The sequence below is a fragment of the Allobosea sp. BE125 genome (assembly GCF_031456075.1).
Classification (GTDB): Bacteria; Pseudomonadota; Alphaproteobacteria; order Rhizobiales; family Beijerinckiaceae; genus Allobosea.
Window position 1 is genome coordinate 216539 of sequence record NZ_JAVDTY010000007.1, and the last position, 18091, is coordinate 234629.

At 65.0% G+C, this 18091-nt stretch carries 20 protein-coding genes; 13 read left to right on the top strand and 7 right to left on the bottom strand.

All coding sequences use genetic code 11. The features are described 5' to 3' along the window. Positions 1-2: 2 nt before the first annotated feature. Together hpaH and J2Y55_RS17360 are read right to left on the bottom strand one after the other, a co-directional pair. Positions 3-785, bottom strand: a complete 783-nt coding sequence (gene hpaH, locus J2Y55_RS17355; RefSeq protein ID WP_310155901.1) for a 2-oxo-hept-4-ene-1,7-dioate hydratase — start codon at positions 783-785, stop codon at positions 3-5. A gap of 142 nt (positions 786-927) precedes the next feature. After that, positions 928-1821, bottom strand: a complete 894-nt coding sequence (locus J2Y55_RS17360; protein ID WP_310155903.1) for a dioxygenase family protein — start codon at positions 1819-1821, stop codon at positions 928-930. Between the two features lie 365 nt (positions 1822-2186). On the opposite strand from J2Y55_RS17360, the gene J2Y55_RS17365 reads away from it, so the two are divergent. Both J2Y55_RS17365 and J2Y55_RS17370 read left to right on the top strand, forming a co-directional pair. After that, positions 2187-2882, top strand: a complete 696-nt coding sequence (locus J2Y55_RS17365; RefSeq protein WP_310155905.1) for a GntR family transcriptional regulator — start codon at positions 2187-2189, stop codon at positions 2880-2882. Positions 2883-2902: 20 nt separating this feature from the next. Further along, positions 2903-3736: a sugar phosphate isomerase/epimerase family protein gene (locus J2Y55_RS17370; RefSeq protein ID WP_310155907.1), complete on the top strand. Its 834-nt coding sequence runs from the start codon at positions 2903-2905 to the stop codon at positions 3734-3736. 31 nt (positions 3737-3767) lie between these two features. Here J2Y55_RS17370 and J2Y55_RS17375 read toward each other — a convergent pair whose 3' ends face one another. After that, positions 3768-4430 (bottom strand): TetR/AcrR family transcriptional regulator, encoded by a 663-nt coding sequence (locus tag J2Y55_RS17375; protein WP_404978963.1) that lies wholly within the window; start codon positions 4428-4430, stop codon positions 3768-3770. Between the two features lie 262 nt (positions 4431-4692). On the opposite strand from J2Y55_RS17375, the gene J2Y55_RS17380 reads away from it, so the two are divergent. The 7 genes from J2Y55_RS17380 (at position 4693) to J2Y55_RS17410 (ending at position 10285) form a co-directional block, all read left to right on the top strand. Further along, a complete protein-coding gene (locus J2Y55_RS17380) occupies positions 4693-5361 on the top strand; it encodes an amino acid ABC transporter permease (protein WP_310155913.1) in 669 nt (222 codons plus the stop codon). 11 nt (positions 5362-5372) lie between these two features. Next, the gene (locus J2Y55_RS17385; protein WP_310155916.1) at positions 5373-6014 is read left to right on the top strand and encodes an amino acid ABC transporter permease; all 642 of its coding nucleotides are present in this window, start codon (positions 5373-5375) and stop codon (positions 6012-6014) included. An 88-nt stretch (positions 6015-6102) separates the two neighbouring features. Next, positions 6103-6936, top strand: coding sequence for a transporter substrate-binding domain-containing protein (locus J2Y55_RS17390; protein ID WP_310156309.1), 834 nt, complete (start codon positions 6103-6105; stop codon positions 6934-6936). A 75-nt stretch (positions 6937-7011) separates the two neighbouring features. Beyond that, entirely contained in the window at positions 7012-7743 is a 732-nt protein-coding gene (locus J2Y55_RS17395) for an amino acid ABC transporter ATP-binding protein (RefSeq protein WP_310156313.1), read from the top strand. An 89-nt stretch (positions 7744-7832) separates the two neighbouring features. Further along, the gene (gene aroQ / locus J2Y55_RS17400; protein WP_310155919.1) at positions 7833-8282 is read left to right on the top strand and encodes a type II 3-dehydroquinate dehydratase; all 450 of its coding nucleotides are present in this window, start codon (positions 7833-7835) and stop codon (positions 8280-8282) included. A gap of 110 nt (positions 8283-8392) precedes the next feature. Beyond that, a complete protein-coding gene (locus J2Y55_RS17405) occupies positions 8393-9415 on the top strand; it encodes a Gfo/Idh/MocA family protein (protein ID WP_310155922.1) in 1023 nt (340 codons plus the stop codon). Positions 9416-9451: 36 nt separating this feature from the next. Then, positions 9452-10285, top strand: a complete 834-nt coding sequence (locus J2Y55_RS17410) for a shikimate dehydrogenase family protein (protein ID WP_310155925.1) — start codon at positions 9452-9454, stop codon at positions 10283-10285. Between the two features lie 34 nt (positions 10286-10319). On the opposite strand, the gene J2Y55_RS17415 is transcribed toward J2Y55_RS17410, so the two are convergent. Continuing rightward, positions 10320-11264 carry a glutaminase gene (locus J2Y55_RS17415; protein WP_404978962.1) on the bottom strand — a complete coding sequence of 315 codons (945 nt, stop codon included), beginning with the start codon at positions 11262-11264 and terminating at the stop codon, positions 10320-10322. Between the two features lie 152 nt (positions 11265-11416). Between J2Y55_RS17415 and J2Y55_RS17420 the strand changes: the two genes are divergently transcribed. After that, positions 11417-11929 (top strand): hypothetical protein, encoded by a 513-nt coding sequence (locus J2Y55_RS17420; RefSeq protein WP_310155931.1) that lies wholly within the window; start codon positions 11417-11419, stop codon positions 11927-11929. 12 nt (positions 11930-11941) lie between these two features. Here the strand turns inward: J2Y55_RS17420 and J2Y55_RS17425 are convergent, their stop codons facing one another. The 3 genes from J2Y55_RS17425 to J2Y55_RS17435 all read right to left on the bottom strand — a co-directional run bounded on the left by J2Y55_RS17425 (position 11942) and on the right by J2Y55_RS17435 (position 14378). Continuing rightward, positions 11942-12511 (bottom strand): NADPH-dependent FMN reductase, encoded by a 570-nt coding sequence (locus tag J2Y55_RS17425; protein WP_310155934.1) that lies wholly within the window; start codon positions 12509-12511, stop codon positions 11942-11944. A 178-nt stretch (positions 12512-12689) separates the two neighbouring features. Then, the gene (locus J2Y55_RS17430; RefSeq protein WP_310155937.1) at positions 12690-13427 is read right to left on the bottom strand and encodes a class I SAM-dependent methyltransferase; all 738 of its coding nucleotides are present in this window, start codon (positions 13425-13427) and stop codon (positions 12690-12692) included. Between the two features lie 195 nt (positions 13428-13622). Next, on the bottom strand, positions 13623-14378 hold the full coding sequence (locus tag J2Y55_RS17435) for a Crp/Fnr family transcriptional regulator (protein ID WP_310155940.1): 756 nt from the start codon (positions 14376-14378) through the stop codon (positions 13623-13625). Between the two features lie 212 nt (positions 14379-14590). On the opposite strand from J2Y55_RS17435, the gene J2Y55_RS17440 reads away from it, so the two are divergent. The 3 genes from J2Y55_RS17440 (at position 14591) to J2Y55_RS17450 (ending at position 17951) form a co-directional block, all read left to right on the top strand. Further along, entirely contained in the window at positions 14591-16399 is a 1809-nt protein-coding gene (locus J2Y55_RS17440; RefSeq protein ID WP_310155942.1) for an ABC transporter ATP-binding protein/permease, read from the top strand. Positions 16400-16531: 132 nt separating this feature from the next. Next, complete coding sequence (locus tag J2Y55_RS17445; protein WP_310155945.1) at positions 16532-16810, top strand: hypothetical protein; 279 nt, start codon at positions 16532-16534, stop codon at positions 16808-16810. 262 nt (positions 16811-17072) lie between these two features. Then, a complete protein-coding gene (locus J2Y55_RS17450) occupies positions 17073-17951 on the top strand; it encodes a transglutaminase family protein (protein WP_310155949.1) in 879 nt (292 codons plus the stop codon). Positions 17952-18091: the final 140 nt, after the last annotated feature.

Consider the following 18091-nt stretch of genomic DNA (forward strand, 5'->3'; position numbering starts at 1 on the left):
CCTCAACTGAGCGAGACGCCGATGGCGCCGAGCGGACCGTAATCGGCCTGGATGACGTCGCCGGCTGCGATGTCGACCGGCCGGGTGAAGGAGCCGGCGAGCACGATCTCGCCCTTCCTCAGCCCCGTTCCGACAGCGTGCAATTTGTTGACGAGCCAGGCAATGCCGGCGGCGGGGTGGCCCATGATCGCGGCCGAGACGCCGGATTCCTCGATGATGCCGTTCTTCGACAGCGTCGCGCCGATCCAGCGGATATCGACATCCATCGGACGGATCGGCCGTCCCCCGACCACGATCGCTCCGAAGGCGGCGTTGTCGGCGATGGTGTCGGTGATCGCGCGCGGAACCTCGGTGCGGTAATCGATGATCTCGAGCGCCGGCAGCACCATCTCGGTCGCGCGCATGACGTCGTAGATGCGCGCACCCGGGCCTTCCAGGTCCTGTCCCATGACGAAGGCGAGCTCGACCTCCAGGCGCGGCTTGATGAAGTCGCTTGCCTTGATCCGGGCGCCGTCATTGTAGAGCGCGTCGTCGAGGATGCAGCCATAGTCCGGCTCGGTCATCTTCGACGCCATCTGCATGGCGCGCGAGGTCAGGCCGATCTTGTGGCCGACCATGCGGGCGCCATTGGCGATTCGCGCCTGCGCCCAGAGACCCTGGATGCGGTAGGCGTCCTCGATCTCGATACCGGGATAGGTCTTGCTGAGCTGGGGAATCGCCTGGCGCGTGCGCTCCGCCTGGAGCAATGCGTCGGCGCCCTGTTGGCGCTCGCCTTCGGTCAGCATGGTGGTCTCCTGCGCTCTAGCTCTTTGTTTTAACGTGTTTTCTCCGCGCAAACGCTTCGCGTTTGTCGCAAGGGAACCGGTGGCCACTTCGCTCGAAGAACGCGCTAGCCGGGCCGGCTTGCGGAATGAGCGGGCGGGTTCGCTACTTGATCGGCGGGCGTGGCAGCACGGTTTCGCCGGGCTCCATCACATAGGTGTAGTCCAGCGCGTACCAGGGCGTGGCGATGCCGGCATCGGACGGGTGCGGCTCCTCATGGCGGACATAATCGCCGAGCAGGGCCCTGGTGACGCCGAACTGGACGTCGGTGTCGATATGGGGATCCTTGGGGTCGTAGACCTGCGAGATCAGGACCTTGAAGCCCGGCTTGACGATCAGCGCATGCAGATGCGCCGGGCGATAGGGATGCCGGTTCTGCGCCGCCAGCAGCCGGCCGACGACGCCGTCGGTCGGGATCGGGTAACCGACCATCTTCACGGTGCTGAACCAGAAGCGGCCATCCGCATCGGTGGTGAATTTGCCGCGCAGGTTCATCTCGGCCTGTTCGGGATCCTGATTCTCGTAAAGCCCGACCGGCGAGGCGTGCCAGACATCGACTTCGGCGCCAGCGATGGGCGCCCCGGCCCGGTCGATGACGCGGGCCGTCACCAGCAGCGGATCGCCTGGCGTATCCGAGCGGATGATCGTGCCGCCATTCGCGACATGCGGCGCGTTCAATCGCCAGAACGGGCCGAGCAGCGATTGCGAGGTTTCGGTGTTGCCGCCATCGCCATTGTTGAGCAGGCAGACCAGGGAGGAGACGCCGAGCGAGCCGGCCATCAGCACCATCTCGTTATGGCTGTCGCTGGTGAGCTTGCCGATCTCGTTCAGGAGCGCGGTCGCTTCGCGAAATTCGGCTTCGGTCAGGCGTACGTCGCGGATGAAGGCATGGAGATGGGTCACGAGCGAGGCCAGGATTTCGCGCTGCCGCGGGTTTTGCGTGCGCGCCATCACCGCCAGTGCGTCGCGCGTCACATCGTGGTGGTTCTCGATGATCATGGCGTTCTCCTTGCGCCTTTCCATCGATTAAAATCGATTATCTGTCAACTTGAGCGCGCACGAACGAGAGCAGGTGAGCAGGTGTTTGCCGAGTGCATCTCACTGGAAGTTCAGGTAACATGCTAATCTAGAACGTTAATTTCTATAACCCTGCCGCCTGTCGATGGCAAGGGCTTGGTTTCGCGGCTTTTTCGATCTCAGTGTTTGACATTGATAATCGATTATCATAGTTATCGGCGACGGTTGAACCGGCATGGCTGGGAGGGGGCAGCATGAGTTTTGTCGCCGACGAGCCGGCCGATGCATTGGCGTCGAGGGCTGGATTTGCCAGAGGTGGCAGTTCCGCTTCCGAGGAACCTGCATCCATGCCCGGCTCACCGACCCATGGTTCGAGCGACAGCAAGAACACGAAGGCATCCCGTCTGGTCGATCGGCTGCGCGAGGCGATTTTGTCGGGCGAGCTGCGCCCCGGAACCAAGATCAATCTCGACGCGGTCAGGCGCGAACTCGATGTCTCGCTGAGTCCGTTGCGCGAGGCGCTGGCCCGTTTGATCGCGGTTGGCCTCGTCGAACTGCATGACAACAAGGGCTATTCGGTCGCGCCGGTTTCGCTGAGCAATCTCGCGGAAATCACCCGGCTGCGGGTCGAGTTCGAGAGCCTCGCGCTCTCCTCGGCCATCGCCCATGGCGATCTGAGCTGGGAGAGCGATGTCATGCGTGCGCTCCACCGCCTCAACCGCACCGAGCGGGTCGCCGGCGACCCGGCGACGCTGGAAGCCTGGGAACACGCCCATCGCGACTTCCACATGACGCTGATCAGAGGCTGCGGCATGCCGCTGCTGCTGAATTTCTGCGCCATGCTGCACAATCTGAACGATCGCTATCGCCGGGTTTTTCTGGTGGCGCAGGGTGGCGATCGCAATGTCGCCGCCGAGCATAGCGAGATCGCGCAGGGCGCGGTGGCGCGCGATGGGACTTATGCCTGTGAGAAGCTGCGCGAGCATATCCTGCGCACCGGCACCAATCTGCGCGCCCGCCTGTCCGACCAGCTTCAGCCCTGAGCCGAGGGAGCCCGATCTTGATGCAGCTGTCATCCGCCTCGCTGCCACCACTCGGGATCGCGCATTTCACCACGATCGATGTCGCACCGCTCGACTTCGTCGCCCTTGCCGCGAAGGTCGGCTACGCCACGGTAGGTTTGCGGCTCCACCCGGCTTTCCCGGGCGCTCCGTTCTACGAGATCCGGCCGGGCAGCGCGCTGATGGGCTCGATGCGGGCTCTGCTCGCGAATACGGGCCTGAGCGTCCACGATATCGAATTCGTCGTCATCGACGACAGCTTCTCGCCGGTCAGCCTGGCGCCGATTCTCGAAAGCGCGGCCGAGCTTGGAGCGCAGCGGCTGAGCGTCTGCGGTGACGATCCCGAGCATGGCCGGCTTGTCGCCAACTTCGCCGGGCTCTGCGAGCTGGCGGCCGGCTTCGGCCTTGGCGTCGATCTCGAAAACATGCCCTGGCGGCAGGTGGCGACCATACAGGATGCCGCGCGGGTCGTGCTGGAGGCAGAACACGCCAATGGCGGCGTGCTCGTCGATGCGCTGCATCTCACGCGCGGCGGCGCAACCCCGGCCGAGCTGCGGGAGATGCCGCCACATCTCATCAGGAGCGCCCAGCTTTGCGATGCAGGTGCGGATCGCCCCGTATCGGTCGAGGCGATCATCCAGGAGGCGCGCGGCGGGCGGTTATTGCCGGGGCAAGGCGTCCTGCCATTGCAGAATCTGTTGGCCGGGCTCCCGGCCGATGTGACGCTCTCGGTCGAGGTGCCCAATCATGGCGTCCCGGCGCTGGAGCATGCGCAGGCCGTCTTCGATGCCGCGATGGCGGTGATCGCGGCCCGCGATCTGGCTGGATCGGCCTGAGGCGATGACGCAGGCACCCAATCATTGCCCGTCAGCGGCAGACCATCCGCAAGACGGTTTCGATGGCGCTTCGGCGGCGGCGTTCGCGCGCCTCGGGGGCCGCCATGTCATGGCCGAAGACCTGCCGGATGCTGGCTTGGTTCGAGACATTGTAGAAGCTCAGCGCGCTGATCGTCAGGTGGATGTCGATCGGGTCGAGCCCCTCCCGGAACAGGCCATCCACCCGCCCGCGTTCATAGACCTCGCGGATCATGTCGATCGCCGAGAGGTTCAGCACGCTGATCTTGGTGGAGGTCGCGAGATGGCGGCCGTGGTGAATGTTCTCGACCATGACGAGGCGGACGAAATCCGGATTGTCGGCGTGATAGTCGAAGGTGAAGCCCGTCAGCGTGGCGATCGCCTCGCGTGGCGGCAGGGCCGCGAGATCCAGGCTGCGCTCGAAGGTGCGGATGCGGGCATAGGCCTCCTCCAGCACGGCCCGGTAGAGCCCCTCCTTGTCGCCGAAATAATAATAGATCATCCGCTTGCTGTTGGAGGTCTTGGCGGCGATCTCGTCGACGCGGGCGCCGCTGAGGCCGTTCTCCACGAATTCGGCCCGCGCCACCGCGAGGATGTCGCGGCGCACGCCCTCGGGATCCTGGGTCCAGCTCGCCGATTTGCGGCGCTTTGCCGGCAGGGGCGGGGCGGTCACCATCCGATTCATCTCGCTACGTTCCAAACCAGACGCGACCCTAGCGCGCTGTGCGCCCCTGTAAATGGACCAGGCAGTTAATTTCGCTTGACCAATTGGACTATCTAGTACAATTGGAATTCAAGGATTTATCGCAGGCATGGCGCGCGCAATGCGCACCGAGCTTGAGAAACCCCGCCAAGGCGCCCGATCAGAGGCGCCGGAAATGACGATATAGTGCTCGGACCGACCCGTTCAGAAGGTTGGCCGCTCCAGGGAAAACGCCGTGAACTACACGCTCGACTTCTTGCCCGTCATCGACGGGCTGCCCAGCCTGCTGGCGGCCTGTCTCGGCACGCTCGGATTGGCCCTGGGCGGCATGATCCTCGCGATCATCATCGGGATCGGCGGCGTGATGCTGCGCGATTCCGGCATCAAGCAGGTGCGCTGGCTCGTCATCGCCTTCGTCGAGCTGATCCGCAACACGCCCTTTCTGGTCCAGATCTATTTCATCTATTTCGCCCTGCCGCTCGCCGGCATCCGGCTCGATCCGACGCCGACAGCGATCATCGCGCTCGGCATCAATGGCGGCGCCTATGCGATCGAGATCATCCGCGGCGGCGTGCAATCGATCGGCAAGGGGCAGATCGAGGCCGGTCTCGCGCTCGGCCTGCACAAGGCCCAGGTCTTCCGCCTCATCGTGCTGAAGCCGGCGCTGCGCGCGATCTACCCCTCGCTCACCAGCCAGTTCATCCTTTTGACCCTGACCACGAGCGTGGCCTCGGCGATCGCGGCCTATGAACTGACCTCGGTCGCCCAGAGGATCGAATCCGACAGCTTCCGCAGCTTCGAGGTCTATGGCGCGGTGACGCTGTTTTACCTCGTCATGTCCTGGCTCTTGATGCGGATCTTCGGGCTGATCCAGTCGCGCTATCTCAACTATCCGGTCAAGTGAGGGAGGGCGTCATGGGTCTCAACGAATTCCTCTTCCTCCTCGCCGGCCTGAAATGGACGCTGGCCCTGTCGGCCCTCGGCTTCGTCGGCGGTGGCGTTGCCGGCCTTGTCGTCGCGCTGGCGCGGACCTCGGGCATCGCCCCGCTGGAGCGTGTCGCGGCGAGCTATATCGGCCTGTTCCAGGGCACGCCGCTCCTGATGCAGCTTTTCGTGGTCTATTACGGGCTGGCGCTTGTCGGGCTGAAGCTCGATGCCTGGGTCGCGGTCGCGATCGGCTTCACGCTGCATGCCAGCGCCTATCTCGGCGAGATCTGGCGCGGCTCGATCGAGGCGGTGCCGCGCGGTCAGACCGAGGCTGCCAAGGCTTTGAGCCTGAATTACGTCTCGCGGATGAAGGACGTGATCCTGCCCCAGGCGATCCGGATTTCGCTGCCGGCAACGATCGGCTTCCTGGTGCAGTTGATCAAAGGCACCTCGCTGGCTGCCATCGTCGGCTTCACCGAGCTGGCGCGTGCCGGCAGCATCGTCTCGAACCAGATTTTCCAGCCCCTGCTCGTCTTCGGCGTCGTGGGCGCCCTCTACTTCGCCATGTGCTGGCCGCTGTCGCTCTACGGCGCCTGGCTCGAACGCCGCCTCGCCACGGCCACGCGGTGAGGCGGCCGGCACAACGCTCCGCCAATGCCTGACTCAAAATGCCTGCCCCAACAAGAAGCCAACCCAGGGAGTAAAGACCATGACTGATGTGACCCGCGCGACGCTGAACCGCCGTCACCTGCTGCTCGGCGCTTCGGTCGCTATCGCCGCGCCGGCTTTGCTGACCCGGCCCGCGCTGGCGATCACGCCGGCCGAGATCAAGAGCAAGGGCAAGCTCGTCATCGGCATCCAGGGCGACAATCCGCCCTTCGGCTTCGTCAACACCAGCGGCAAGCAGGAAGGTTTTGACGCCGATGTCGGCGAGCTCTTTGCCAAGGAGCTCGGCGTCGCCGTCGAATTCGTGCCGCTCGCCGTGGCCAACCGCATTCCCGCGCTCACCGCTGGCCGCGTCGACATCCTGTTCGCGACCATGGCGATGCTGCCGGAACGCGCCAAGGCGGTGCAGTTCTCCAAGCCTTATGTCGCGAACTACATCACGCTGGTCGCGCCGAAGGCGACCGTGGTGAAGGCCAATGCCGACATGGGCAAGCTCGTCATCGGCGTGCCGCGCGCCAGCGTCCAGGACGCGCAGATCACCAAGAACGCTCCCGAAGGCACCACGATCCGCCGCTTCGACGACGATGCCGCGACCATCCAGTCACTGCTTTCGGGCCAGGTCCAGGCCGTGGGCGGAAACATGTTCTATGTCCAGCGCCTCAATGCGCAGAAGCCTGATGGTTTCGAAGACAAACTCGAATTCACCAGGCTCTACAACGGCGCCTGCACGCGGCTCGGCGAGAAGGAGATCAATGCGGCGACGAACGCCTTCATCGACAAGATCGTCGGCAATGGCGAGCTCGCGAAGATCTACGCGAAATGGATGAAAGTGCCGCTGCCGACCTTCCCCGCCAGTCTCGAAGGCGTCTCCTTCGTCGTCAGCTGACGCCCCCTCCAGCAGCCGGAGCCCTCAGTCATGACCAGCCATGCCACGACCACGTCCGCCGCCACGGACACGCCCATGATCGTGATGGAGAGCGTCGAGAAATGGTATGGCGGGTTCAAGGCCCTGACCGGCATCAATCTCTCGGTCCGCGCAGGCGAGAAGATCGTCCTGTGCGGGCCGTCGGGGTCGGGTAAATCGACCCTGATCCGCTGCATCAACCATCTCGAAGCCTATGAGAAGGGCGCCATCCGCGTCGGCGGCATCGCGCTCGGCGAGGATTCCAGCACGATCGACGCCGTCCGCCGCGAGGTCGGCATGGTCTTCCAGAACTTCAACCTGTTTCCGCATCTGACCGTGCTGCAGAACTGCACGCTCGCCCCGATGCGAACGCTGCGCCAGAGCCGGAAGGACGCCGAAGCCAATGCGCGCCGCCTGCTCGACCGGGTCAAGATTCTGGAGCAGGCCGACAAATACCCGGCCCAGCTGTCTGGGGGCCAGCAGCAGCGCGTCGCGATTGCGCGCGCGCTCTGCATGGGTCCCAAGGTGATGCTCTTCGACGAACCGACCTCGGCGCTCGATCCCGAAATGGTCAAGGAAGTGCTCGACACCATGGTCGCGCTCGCCGAGGAGGGCATGACCATGATCTGCGTCACCCATGAGATGGGTTTCGCCCGCCAGGTCGCCGACCGCGTCATCTTCATGGCTTCAGGCGAGATCGTCGAGGAGGCCCCGCCCGAAATCTTCTTCAGCAAGCCCACCCACGCCCGCACCAAGCAGTTTCTCGGCGAGATCCTGCGTGGGCATTAGAGCATTGCGCGAAAAAGTGGGTACCGGTTTTTCGCATAGGCAATGCTCTCGACGTTTAGAATCTTGCGCGTCAGCGCCCGGAGCCGATGATGAGCCGCCTCGTCTATGTCCTGAACGGACCCAACCTCAACCTGCTCGGAAAGCGCCAGCCGCATATCTACGGCCATGTCACATTGGCCGATGTCGAAGCCGAATGCCGCAAGCTCGCAGGCGAGTTGCACCTCGACCTCCGCTTCCACCAGAGCAACCGCGAATACGAGATCATCGACTGGATCCACGCGGCGCGGGAGGAGGCTGGCGGCATCGTCATCAACCCGGCGGCCTTTACCCACACTTCGGTGGCGATCCTCGATGCGCTCAACACCTTCGATTCGCCGGTCGTCGAGGTGCACATCTCCAATGTCCATAAGCGCGAGGCGTTCCGGCACCATTCCTACGTCTCGCTGCGGGCCGATGGTGTCATCGCCGGCTTCGGTACGCAGGGCTACACGCTCGCCTTGCAGCGGGTCGCGCGATTGATCGACGAGAAGGCGGCCTGATCGGCAAGCGCCATGCCGCGACGGGCGCTATGGTCGCGACCGACTGAAGCGCCGGGATACCGCAGCGAGCCAGTGGCGGCCGGACCACAAGCTTTTTGAGGAGATGCATCATGGATGACACGGGATCGCGGCCGCTGCGAATCGGCGTCCTGGGCGCGGCGAACATCGCGCGCGCCTTCACCAGCGGAGTTGCGCCGTCAAAGACCGTGGCGGTCGCGGCTGTCGCGAGCCGCGATGCCGGCAAGGCGCAGCGCTTCGCGCAGGAATGCGGGATCCCGCGGTCGCACGGCTCCTATGAGGCGCTGTTGGCGGATCCGGAGATCGACGCGATCTACAATCCGCTGCCGAATTCACTCCATGCGGAATGGTCGATCCGCGCCATGGAGGCGGGCAAGCATGTGCTCTGCGAAAAGCCGCTGGCGATGACGGCGGTCGAGGCGCGCGCCATGTTCGCCGCCGCCCAACGGCTTGGACGCCATCTCGTCGAGGCCTATCCCTATCGCGCCCAGCCGCAGACCCTGAAGCTGCGTGATTTGCTGGCGGAAGGCGCGATCGGCAAGGTCCAACTGATCCGCTCCAGCTTCGGCGTCGCCTTTTCCGATCCGAGCAATATCCGCCTTAAGCCGGAGGTCGGTGGCGGCGCGCTGCTCGATGCCGGCAGCTATGCCGTCAGCCTGGCGCTGCTGGCCGCGGGCGAACGGCCCGAACGCGTCAGCGCCATGGCCCGCTGGAGCGAGACCGGCGTCGATCTCAGCGTCGTTGCGTCATTGGAATTCCCGAGCGGCGCGCTGGCGCAGATTTCCTGCAGCTTCGCCACGGCCTATCACCGCAATGCGCTGATCGCCGGCGATGCCGGGACGATCGAGACCAGCTATCTCAACCATCCCCCGGCTGGCGGCCCACCGATCCTGACGCTGCGGCGCGGCACGACCATTGCGGCTGTGCCGGAGATCATCGAAGTCGCGCCCGGTAACGGCTTCCTGGCCGAAGCTGAATCCTTCCAGCGCCTGGTGACCCAAGGCGTTGCGCATTGGACCGGCGCGACGCCCGCCGAATCCATCGACATCGCCCTGACCCTGGACGCGATCGGCCAGAGCGCACGTTCGGGCGCGGCCGTGACGATCACGGGATGAGAATCGGCAAAGCAAGACCATGAAAGCCTGTTCGCCATGATACGCGGCACGACCAAGCTCATCGCCCATCTCGGCTACCCGACCGAGTCCTTCAAGGCGCCGATGATCTACAATCCCTATTTCGAGCAGCACGGCATCGACGCCGTCGTCGTGCCGATGGGCTGCAAGGCGCAGGATTATGCCGCCTTTCTCAAGCCGCTGTTCAGGCTCTCCAACATTCATGGCGCGCTCGTCACCATGCCGCACAAGGTCGCGACGATCGCGCTCCTGGACGAGGTCATGACGACGGCGAAGGTCGCGGGCGCCTGCAACGCGATCCGCCTTGGTCCCGATGGGTCGCTGATCGGCGACATGTTCGACGGCGAAGGTTTTGTGCGCGGCGTCCTGCGCAAGGGTCGCACGCTCCTGGGGGCGCGCGCGCTCGTGGTCGGCGCGGGCGGCGTCGGCTCCGCCATTGCGGCCTCGCTTGCCAAGGCCGGCGTCGCCGAACTTGCTTTGTTCGACGCCTACACCCCGATGGCGGAGGGGCTCAGTGAGCGTCTGCGCACCCATTATCCCAAGCTCAAGGTCTCGGCCGGCTCCAACGACCCCGCCGGCTATGACATCGTCGTCAATGCGACGCCGCTCGGCATGAAGGAGGGCGATCCGTTGCCGGTCGATGTCGAGCGTATCGCGCCCTCGGCCTTTGTCGGCGAGGTCGTGATGAAGCAGGAGATCACGCCCTTCCTGGCGGCGGCACGCGCCCGCGGCTGCGCTTTCCAGATCGGCACCGACATGCTGTTCGAGCAGATTCCGGCCTATCTGGAATTCTTCGGATTTCCGGCGGCCACCGCAGACGAACTCCGGGCGGTTTCACGGATCAACTATTGATCCTGTCCTCGCTCTTTGGTGAGGGCCGGAGGCCTCAACTCATCGCGCTGAAAACCGACCAGCCCGTCGCTTCGGCCACGCGCTCCAGCGCCTGCGTGCCCAGCTTGGAATTGCCATTGGCGTTCAGCCCGGGCGACCAGACCGCGATCGAGGCCTTGCCGGGCGCGATCGCCAGAATCCCGCCGCCGACACCCGATTTCCCCGGCAATCCGACGCGGAAGGCGAAGTCGCCCGAGGCATCGTAATGGCCGCAGGTCAGCATCAGCGCGTTGATTCGGCGCGCCCGCTGGGCCGAGACGACGCGTGCGCCGCCGGGCTGGTAGAGCCCGCCATGCATCAGATAGCGCCCGGCCATGGCGAGCTGCCGGCACGTCATCGCGATGGCGCATTGGTGGAAATACACGCCGAGCGTCAGCTCCGGCGCGTGCTGGATATTGCCGAAGGCCTTCATATAGTTGGCGAGCGCGACATTGCGGAATCCGGTCGCCTGTTCGGCGCGCGCCACCGCCTCGTCGATGGTGATCGTGTCGTCATCGGCGAGATAGCGCACGAAGCGCAGCAATTCGCCGATCGCCACGCGCGGCTCATGGCCGGCGAGGTTGATGTCGGCGACGACCAGCGCGCCCGCATTGATGAAGGGGTTGCGCGGAATGCCCTGCTCGCGCTCGAGCTGGACGATCGAGTTGAAGGGCGTGCCGGAGGGCTCGCGGCCGACGCGACGCCAGAGCGTGTCGCCGACCTTGCCGAGCGCCTGCGTCAGCGCGAACACCTTCGAGACGCTCTGGATCGAGAAGGCCTGCTCGGCGTCGCCGGCGGCATGGACCGCGCCATCGGCCGTGACGATGCAGAGCCCGAAGCGCCTTGGGTCGATCGTGGCCAGGGGTGGAATATAGGTCGCGACTGCACCGCGATCCTCGGCTGCTGCCATATCCTGGGCGATATCGCGGACCAGTCGGGTTATGTCAGTCAAGCTTTCCATCCCCGCCGGCCCTGTGGCCCGTCCCGGCGCAACAAGCCTGAGCCGTCCGGGTGGGTCAAGCGCGCCTCTGGATGAAAGCCGTTGCGCTGCGCCTGGATCTGTCGTGATCTTCCTCGCGGGAAAACAAACCGCCGGGAGCCGATGCGATGCGGATGGCCGCGATCTCTGCCCTGATGGTGGGATTTTGTCTCACTTTGCCCGCCCTAGCGCGCCCGCTCGAACGCGAGTTGCCACCGAAACAGGCCGCTTGCTGGGAGCGAGACTACGACGCAGCCCATCTCAAGGCGCATCCGGGACAGCGCGTGGCGAGCATCCGGCTGGTCCACCTGCCCGATGCCGTGCCGCCGGAGCCGGGCGGCAGCTATGTCCAGTTCTACATCAACCTGCGCCAGCGCAATGCGGCGACAGGCTATGATTACCAGCTCGGCGGCTTCTGCCGGCCGAACGGCAAGGGCCTGCGCTGCCGGCCGGAATGGGAGGCCGGGTCCTGGCGCATCGACGCCGGCCCCGGCGGCACGCTCGACGTCCGCAGCGACGGCATCGTCGCCAACCCCAACCCCTATGATGCCGAAGAAATCGCGGACAAGGCCGTCAAGATCCCGAGCAAGCCCGACGACATGCTCTGGCGGCTCGCGCCCGCGAAAGGGTCATGTGAGTTGCAGTGACGAGGGCCGGGCTCAGGCCGTCTGGCTGGACAGCTTGATCAATCGCTCCAGCGCGGCGTCGAGGAAACCGCTGGTGCGGGCGTCGGTGATCTCGCCATCCTCGCCAAAGGCTTTGTCGGCGCCGCCGACCGCAACCATTTCGGGGATCAATAGCGCGCCGAAACCGAGCTCCAGCACGGTGCGCAACTGCGTCAAGCCGCGATAGGCGCCCAGAGCGCCCGGCGAAGCGCCGCCAAGCGCCACGACCTTGCCGGCCAGCCCGGTCGCGGGCGCTCCGGGCTTGGCGACGCTCGCCCAGTCCAGCGCATTCTTCAGCGCCGGCGCATAGCCCGCATTGTACTCCGGGCTGGCGATGAACAGGCCGGCATGGGCGTCGATCTGCGCGCGCAGGTCATGGGCCGGCTGCGGCGCGTGACCGAAACCCGTAGCATCGACCAGCGGCAAGGGATAATCCGCAAGCGAGATCAGCGTGACCTGCGCTCCCGCCGCCGTGAGCTTCTTGGCCGCCAGGGCCGCGAGCTTCGCATTGAGCGAGCCGGGGCGCGACGAGCCGGAGAAAACGAGAATCTTGGGTGCGGACATGACGGCCTCGGTCGGATCAGGACGGTCGGGAGCGACTGGCTGGAAACTATGCCGTTGCACCCGCGACGCCAAGACCGCCGAACGCGATGTCACGATTGCGCGGATGCAATGAAGCGCGCGATTATGTCCGAACGTCAGATCGTCGGGAAGGCCGGCTGCGAAGCCTTATATCCAGGCCCTATGTCGCCTGGCGATAGACCCAGACGCGCGCGGGCGGGATATTGCGCAAGACCCAATCCGAGGCGAAGGCCTTCAGCCCGGAGCCCTTGCGAGGCACGGGCGAGATCACCGAATAGGTGAACTGGATCAGGGGTGCACCCTCGACCAGCAAGGTGAAAGCATCCTTGGCGAGCGCGCTGCGCATCGCCGGCGGGCGATTGAACAGGGGCAGGCTGGAGACGACGGCGATCGCCTTCTCCTGGAGATGGCCGGCCAGCGTCGTCGAGAGCGCATAGGCGTCGCCCTCCACCACGGTCGCGCGGGGAAAGCGCTGGCGCAGCAGCGCGCAGAATTCCGGGCTGTACTCGACCAGGATAAGCCGTTCCTCGCTGATGCCGCGTTCGATCAGCGCCTCGGTCACCGGTCCGGTGCCGGGGCCGATCTCGATCACCGGCCCGGGAATGGCGGGGTCGACGAAGGACGCCATGCGCCGCGCCAGGAACGGGCTGGACGGCGTCACCGAGCCGGTGCGGCCGGGATCGTCGATCCACGACTTGATGAAACGGGCTTCGTCGCTCAGCTTCGATTTGGCTTCGCCGGCAACCCTGGACACATGGGTCTTGAACTTCTCGGCCTTCTGGCGGACCTCGCCTTCGACCTTGTAGCGAACGGCGGCAACCCTCAAACGCGCCTCGGCCATGCTGTCGACGAGGTCGGCAGCGGTCACGCGCACCTCATCCTCGATGCGCACGGCCATGCTCGACTGGCCTAGCCTTGCAGCTAGCGAGCCGGTGCGCGGGCGACGATGGGGATGAGTTTGAGACATTTGACCCCTAGTGCTGACGCAACATGCGGCAACCATGACGAAATAATGACGTTACCTGCCCGACATATAGGGTTCAAGAGCCTTGAGAGCACGAAGATCTGCCGCTCGCTGAGGCAGGAGGTGCCCTCAGATCAGCGGTCTCGGCTCGAGCTCCCGTTCGTAAAGCGAAGCCATGCGGGCGGTCAGGCGCGGATTGAGCAGGGTCAGGCGCCCGCCCGAGATCTCGAAAAGGCCGGCCCGGCGCAGCTTCGCCCATGTCTTGCTGGTGTGGACGAGCGATAACCCGAGCGCATCGGCGAGCTGCTGCTGCGAGAGCGGAAACCGGAAGCTGTTCTCGCTCACCAGGCCAAGCGCGTTGGCGCGGCGATGGAGCGAGATCAGCAGCGCCGCGATGCGCTCGGCGGCATTGCGCTGGCCGACAGAGGTCAGGTTCTCGTCGATCAGGCTCTCCTCGCGCGAGCCGAGCCAGGCGATCTCATAGGACAGGCTCGGCATCCGCACGAACAGATCCCAGACCCGCTTGCGTGGAAAGGCGCAGAGCTCGACCTCAGTCAGGGCCTCGATGCCGTGCTGGGCGGCGCTCAGCAGGGAGGCCTGCAAGCCGACGAGGTCTCCCGGCAGCAGGAAGTTCAGGATCTGGCGCCGGCCGTCGGGCAGGGATTTGTAGCGGAACGCCCAGCCGGAGAAGAGCGTGTAGAGCGCCGCGTCCTCCTGTCCGGGTTGGATGATGTCGGCGCCGGCCGGCAGCAGGCGATGCTCCATCTTCATCGCCTGGATGAAGCGCACCTCGTCGTCGGTCTTGTCCTTAAAGGCGGGCTTGAGCCGGAGCGGGCAGGCCAGGCAGGGCACGCCGATGCGGTTCTGATTCGCGCTCGTCGCCATCGTGTCGATCGATCCGTTCTTGCAATGGCTGCCGGCATACGCGTCTGGCCGAAAAGAACAACCCGGCGTCCCGTCACTTGTTCCCCGTGTTGCACGTGTTCCCGTCTTGTGCGGCGCAGCATATGTGGAGTGGCAGGGGAACTTGCGCCGCGGCAGGGCGTTCTGAATCAGCGTCCGTCATGGTGCCGTGACGATTCTGGAGTGGCCGCTGCATGTCCGACACGCCGAGTGTCCCGAAACGCTCGCGTATGAGCCGCTTCTTCGTGACCGCCTTGAAATTCTGGACGGGCAAAGCCCGGCTGCGCGCCTGGGGGCTGACGATCGTCGTGCTCGTCTTCGTCGCGGCACAGATCGCGACCGCCGTCGGAATCAATGCCTGGAACCGGCTGTTCTTCGATGCTCTCGAAAAGCGCGATGTCGCGGCGGTCTGGAGCACGGTCGCCTGGCTGCCGCTGCTCATCGCGGTCTCGGCGTTGACGCTGTCGGCGCTGGTGATCAGCCGCATGCTGCTGCAGATGCGCTGGCGTGAAAATCTGACGCGCCGCATCGCCGGCTGGTGGATCGCCGACCAGCGCTACTACCGGATGCAGTTCACCGCCAAGGAGCAGAGCGCACCGGAATATCGTATCGCGGAGGATGTCCGCCTCGCCGTCGAACCGCTGGTCGAATTTGCTATCGGCCTGATCAGCGCAGCCGTCACCGCCGCGACTTTCGCCACCATCCTCTGGCATGTCGCAGGCTCGGCCCACTTCGTGCTCGGCGGTGCGGACATCGTGATCCCGAGCTATATGGCGATCGCGGCGATCCTTTATGCGATCATCGCCTCGCTCGCCGCCTATGTTGCCGGCCGGCCGCTGGTTGGCCGCATCTCGGTGAAGAACGAAGCGGAGGCGCAGTTTCGCGCCGAGATGACAAGGCTGCGCGAGAACGCCGAGAGCATCGCGCTCATCCGCGGCGACGCCGACGAACGGACCTCCGTCGGCGAGAATTACGGCCGTGTCGTCGCGGCCTGGCTGGGCGTCATCCGCCAGCAAGGCGTCATTGCGCTGGTGCTCAACACCAATGGTGCGCTGTTTCCGATCGTGCCGCTGCTGCTGATCGCGCCGAAATATCTGTCGGGCGAGGTCACGCTGGGTGCCGTGATGCAGGTCGTTGCGGCCTTCAGCGCCGTGCAAGCGGCCCTGATCTGGTTCGTCGACAATTTCGTGCGGCTGGCCGAGTGGTTCGCCTCCGTGGCCCGCGTCGACGAGCTTCAGGAGGCGCTGGAGGCGCTCGATGTCGGCACGATCATGGAAGGCGAAACCCAGATCAGCCTCGGCGAGAGCGACGATGGCGCGATCCATATCGAGAATCTCTCGATCGCCCACAGCAATGGCCGCGTGGTCATCGCCGACGCCTCGGTGGTGATCGAATTGGGCGAGAAGGTGCTGATCGTCGGCGAAAGCGGTTCCGGCAAGAGCACGCTGATCCGCGCCTTGGCGGGGTTGTGGCCCTGGGGCTCGGGACGGATCGAGGTGCCGCGCGGCAAGTCGATCGCCTTCGTGCCGCAGAAGCCCTATCTGCCGATGGGCAGCTTCCGCACCGTGCTGCTCTATCCGCAAGCGGATGCGCCGGTTCCAGACGATGTCGTCATCGCCGCCATGAAGCGCTGCGGGCTGGCCTATCTCGCCAAGCGCCTCGATGACGAGGATCGATGGGATCAGATCCTCTCCGGCGGCGAGCGTCAGCGCGTCGCCTTCACCCGCCTCCTTATCCAGAAGCCGGATATCGTCATCATGGACGAGGCGACCTCGGCGCTGGACGAGGATAGCCAGAATACATTGCTGGGTCTGTTCGAGGACGAACTTGCCCATGTGACGGTGATCAGCGTCGGCCATCGCAGCGGTCTCGAGGAGTTCCATGACCGCAAGATCACCCTGGAGAAGCGCCTCGCCGGCGCTCATCTGAGCTCGCGGCGGCTGGGCAAGTCGCTCTGGCGGCTGTTCCGCAGCCGTGGCTCAGCTAATGACGATGCGGCTTAGTGGAGGCGGTCACGTCGATGTGACCGCCGGTCGGCGCCGCGATCGTACCGAAATGGAACTGTGAGGCGATCCTTGCGTTAACTCCTGCATAAACCGGCTGATGGTGGCTGGTTCTGGCGTTGGGAGAGACAGATGTTGAATGACAGCCTTGCCCCCATCAAACGCGCTGGCCTGTTCTTCGGCTTCATGGGCGTGGCCGTCGCCAGCCTGACATTCGGCGCGGATTGGCAGCGCCCTGACGACCAGAGCTCGAGCACGGTCGCGCAGGCCAAGATTGAGCGCCATGAGCCGGCCGATATCCGTTTCGCGTCCGTGAATTCCGGCCAGAAGGTCGTCGATCGCACCAAGCGCGCCATCGCCACCTCCCAGCAGGCCATGGCGGAGAGTGGTCCAAGGGTGATCATCCGCTGATCTGATTTATGCTCGCGGCGGGAACTGTTTTCAGGGTTGCGCGTTGACGACCCAGCGCTCCCTCGCGCGATGCACTTCGAGCCGCCTCCGGGCGGCTTGTTTTTTTGGTCGTCGCGGGGCTGGCGCGGATTTGCCGCCATATCAAGTCGCATTCGGACGATGCCGTCCGAATGCGACTTGATCGATTCTAAAAGTTTAGAGCATTGCCCCTGCGAAAAACCTGTACCCGTTTTTCGCAGGGGCAATGCTCTAGGGGGACACGATGTATCTGCGCATCCGCCACGCCACCACCTATCGCTATGCCGCCCCGGTGCAATTCGGGCCGCATCGGCTGATGCTGCGCCCGCGCGATTCCTTCGATCTGCGCGTGGTCGACACGGCCTTGTCAATCGCTCCGCGGGCGCGGCTGCGCTGGATGCACGACGCCTATGGCAATTCGGTCGCGGTCGCGATTTTTGACGCGCCGGCCAATACGCTCGATATCGTCAGCGAACTGGTGATCCAGCGCTTCGGTTCGGCCCTGCTGCGCACCGAGATCGAGAATTCCGCGGCCGTGACCGGCGTCGTCTACAGCGAAGCGGAGCGCGCCGTGCTCCAGCCTTATCTCGATCTCGCTGCCGCCGACCCTGACGGACTGCTCGACCATTGGTTGGCGGATTTTCGCGCCCGCATCGGCCATGGTTCCGGGCATCTGCTGCGCGACCTCGCCCATGCGATCTATACCGGGCTGAGTTATGCGGTGCGCTTCGACGAAGGCACGCAGCATCCCGCCGATACGCTGCGCTCACTCGCCGGCTCCTGCCGCGATTATGCCTGGCTCTTCATCGAGCTCGCCCGGCGCATGGGCTTCGCCTCGCGTTTCGTGACGGGCTATATCCATGACCGCTCGCCCGACGCGGCCGGGCTGGTCTCCAGCATCGGCCTGACCCATGCCTGGGCCGACGTCTTCATCCCCGGCGATGGCTGGGTGGAGTTCGATCCGACCAATGATCTCGTCGCCGACAGGCAGCTTCTGCGCGTCGCCGTCGCACGCGTGCCCGAGGATGCCTCGCCGGTTTCCGGCAGTTTCACCGGGGGAACGGGTTCGTTCCTCGGGCTGAGCGTCGGCGTCAATATTGAACCGATCGACAAGCCGGCCTGATGGCACGGCGTCTTGAGTGGCTGGCCCGAAAAGAAGCCACTGATTCCAACGGCTCTGCCCCAATCATCGACACGCCGTCATCCCGGGCGTAGCGAAGCGTAGACCCGGGATCCATGCCGGAGCGCAGCTTGGCTAGGCTC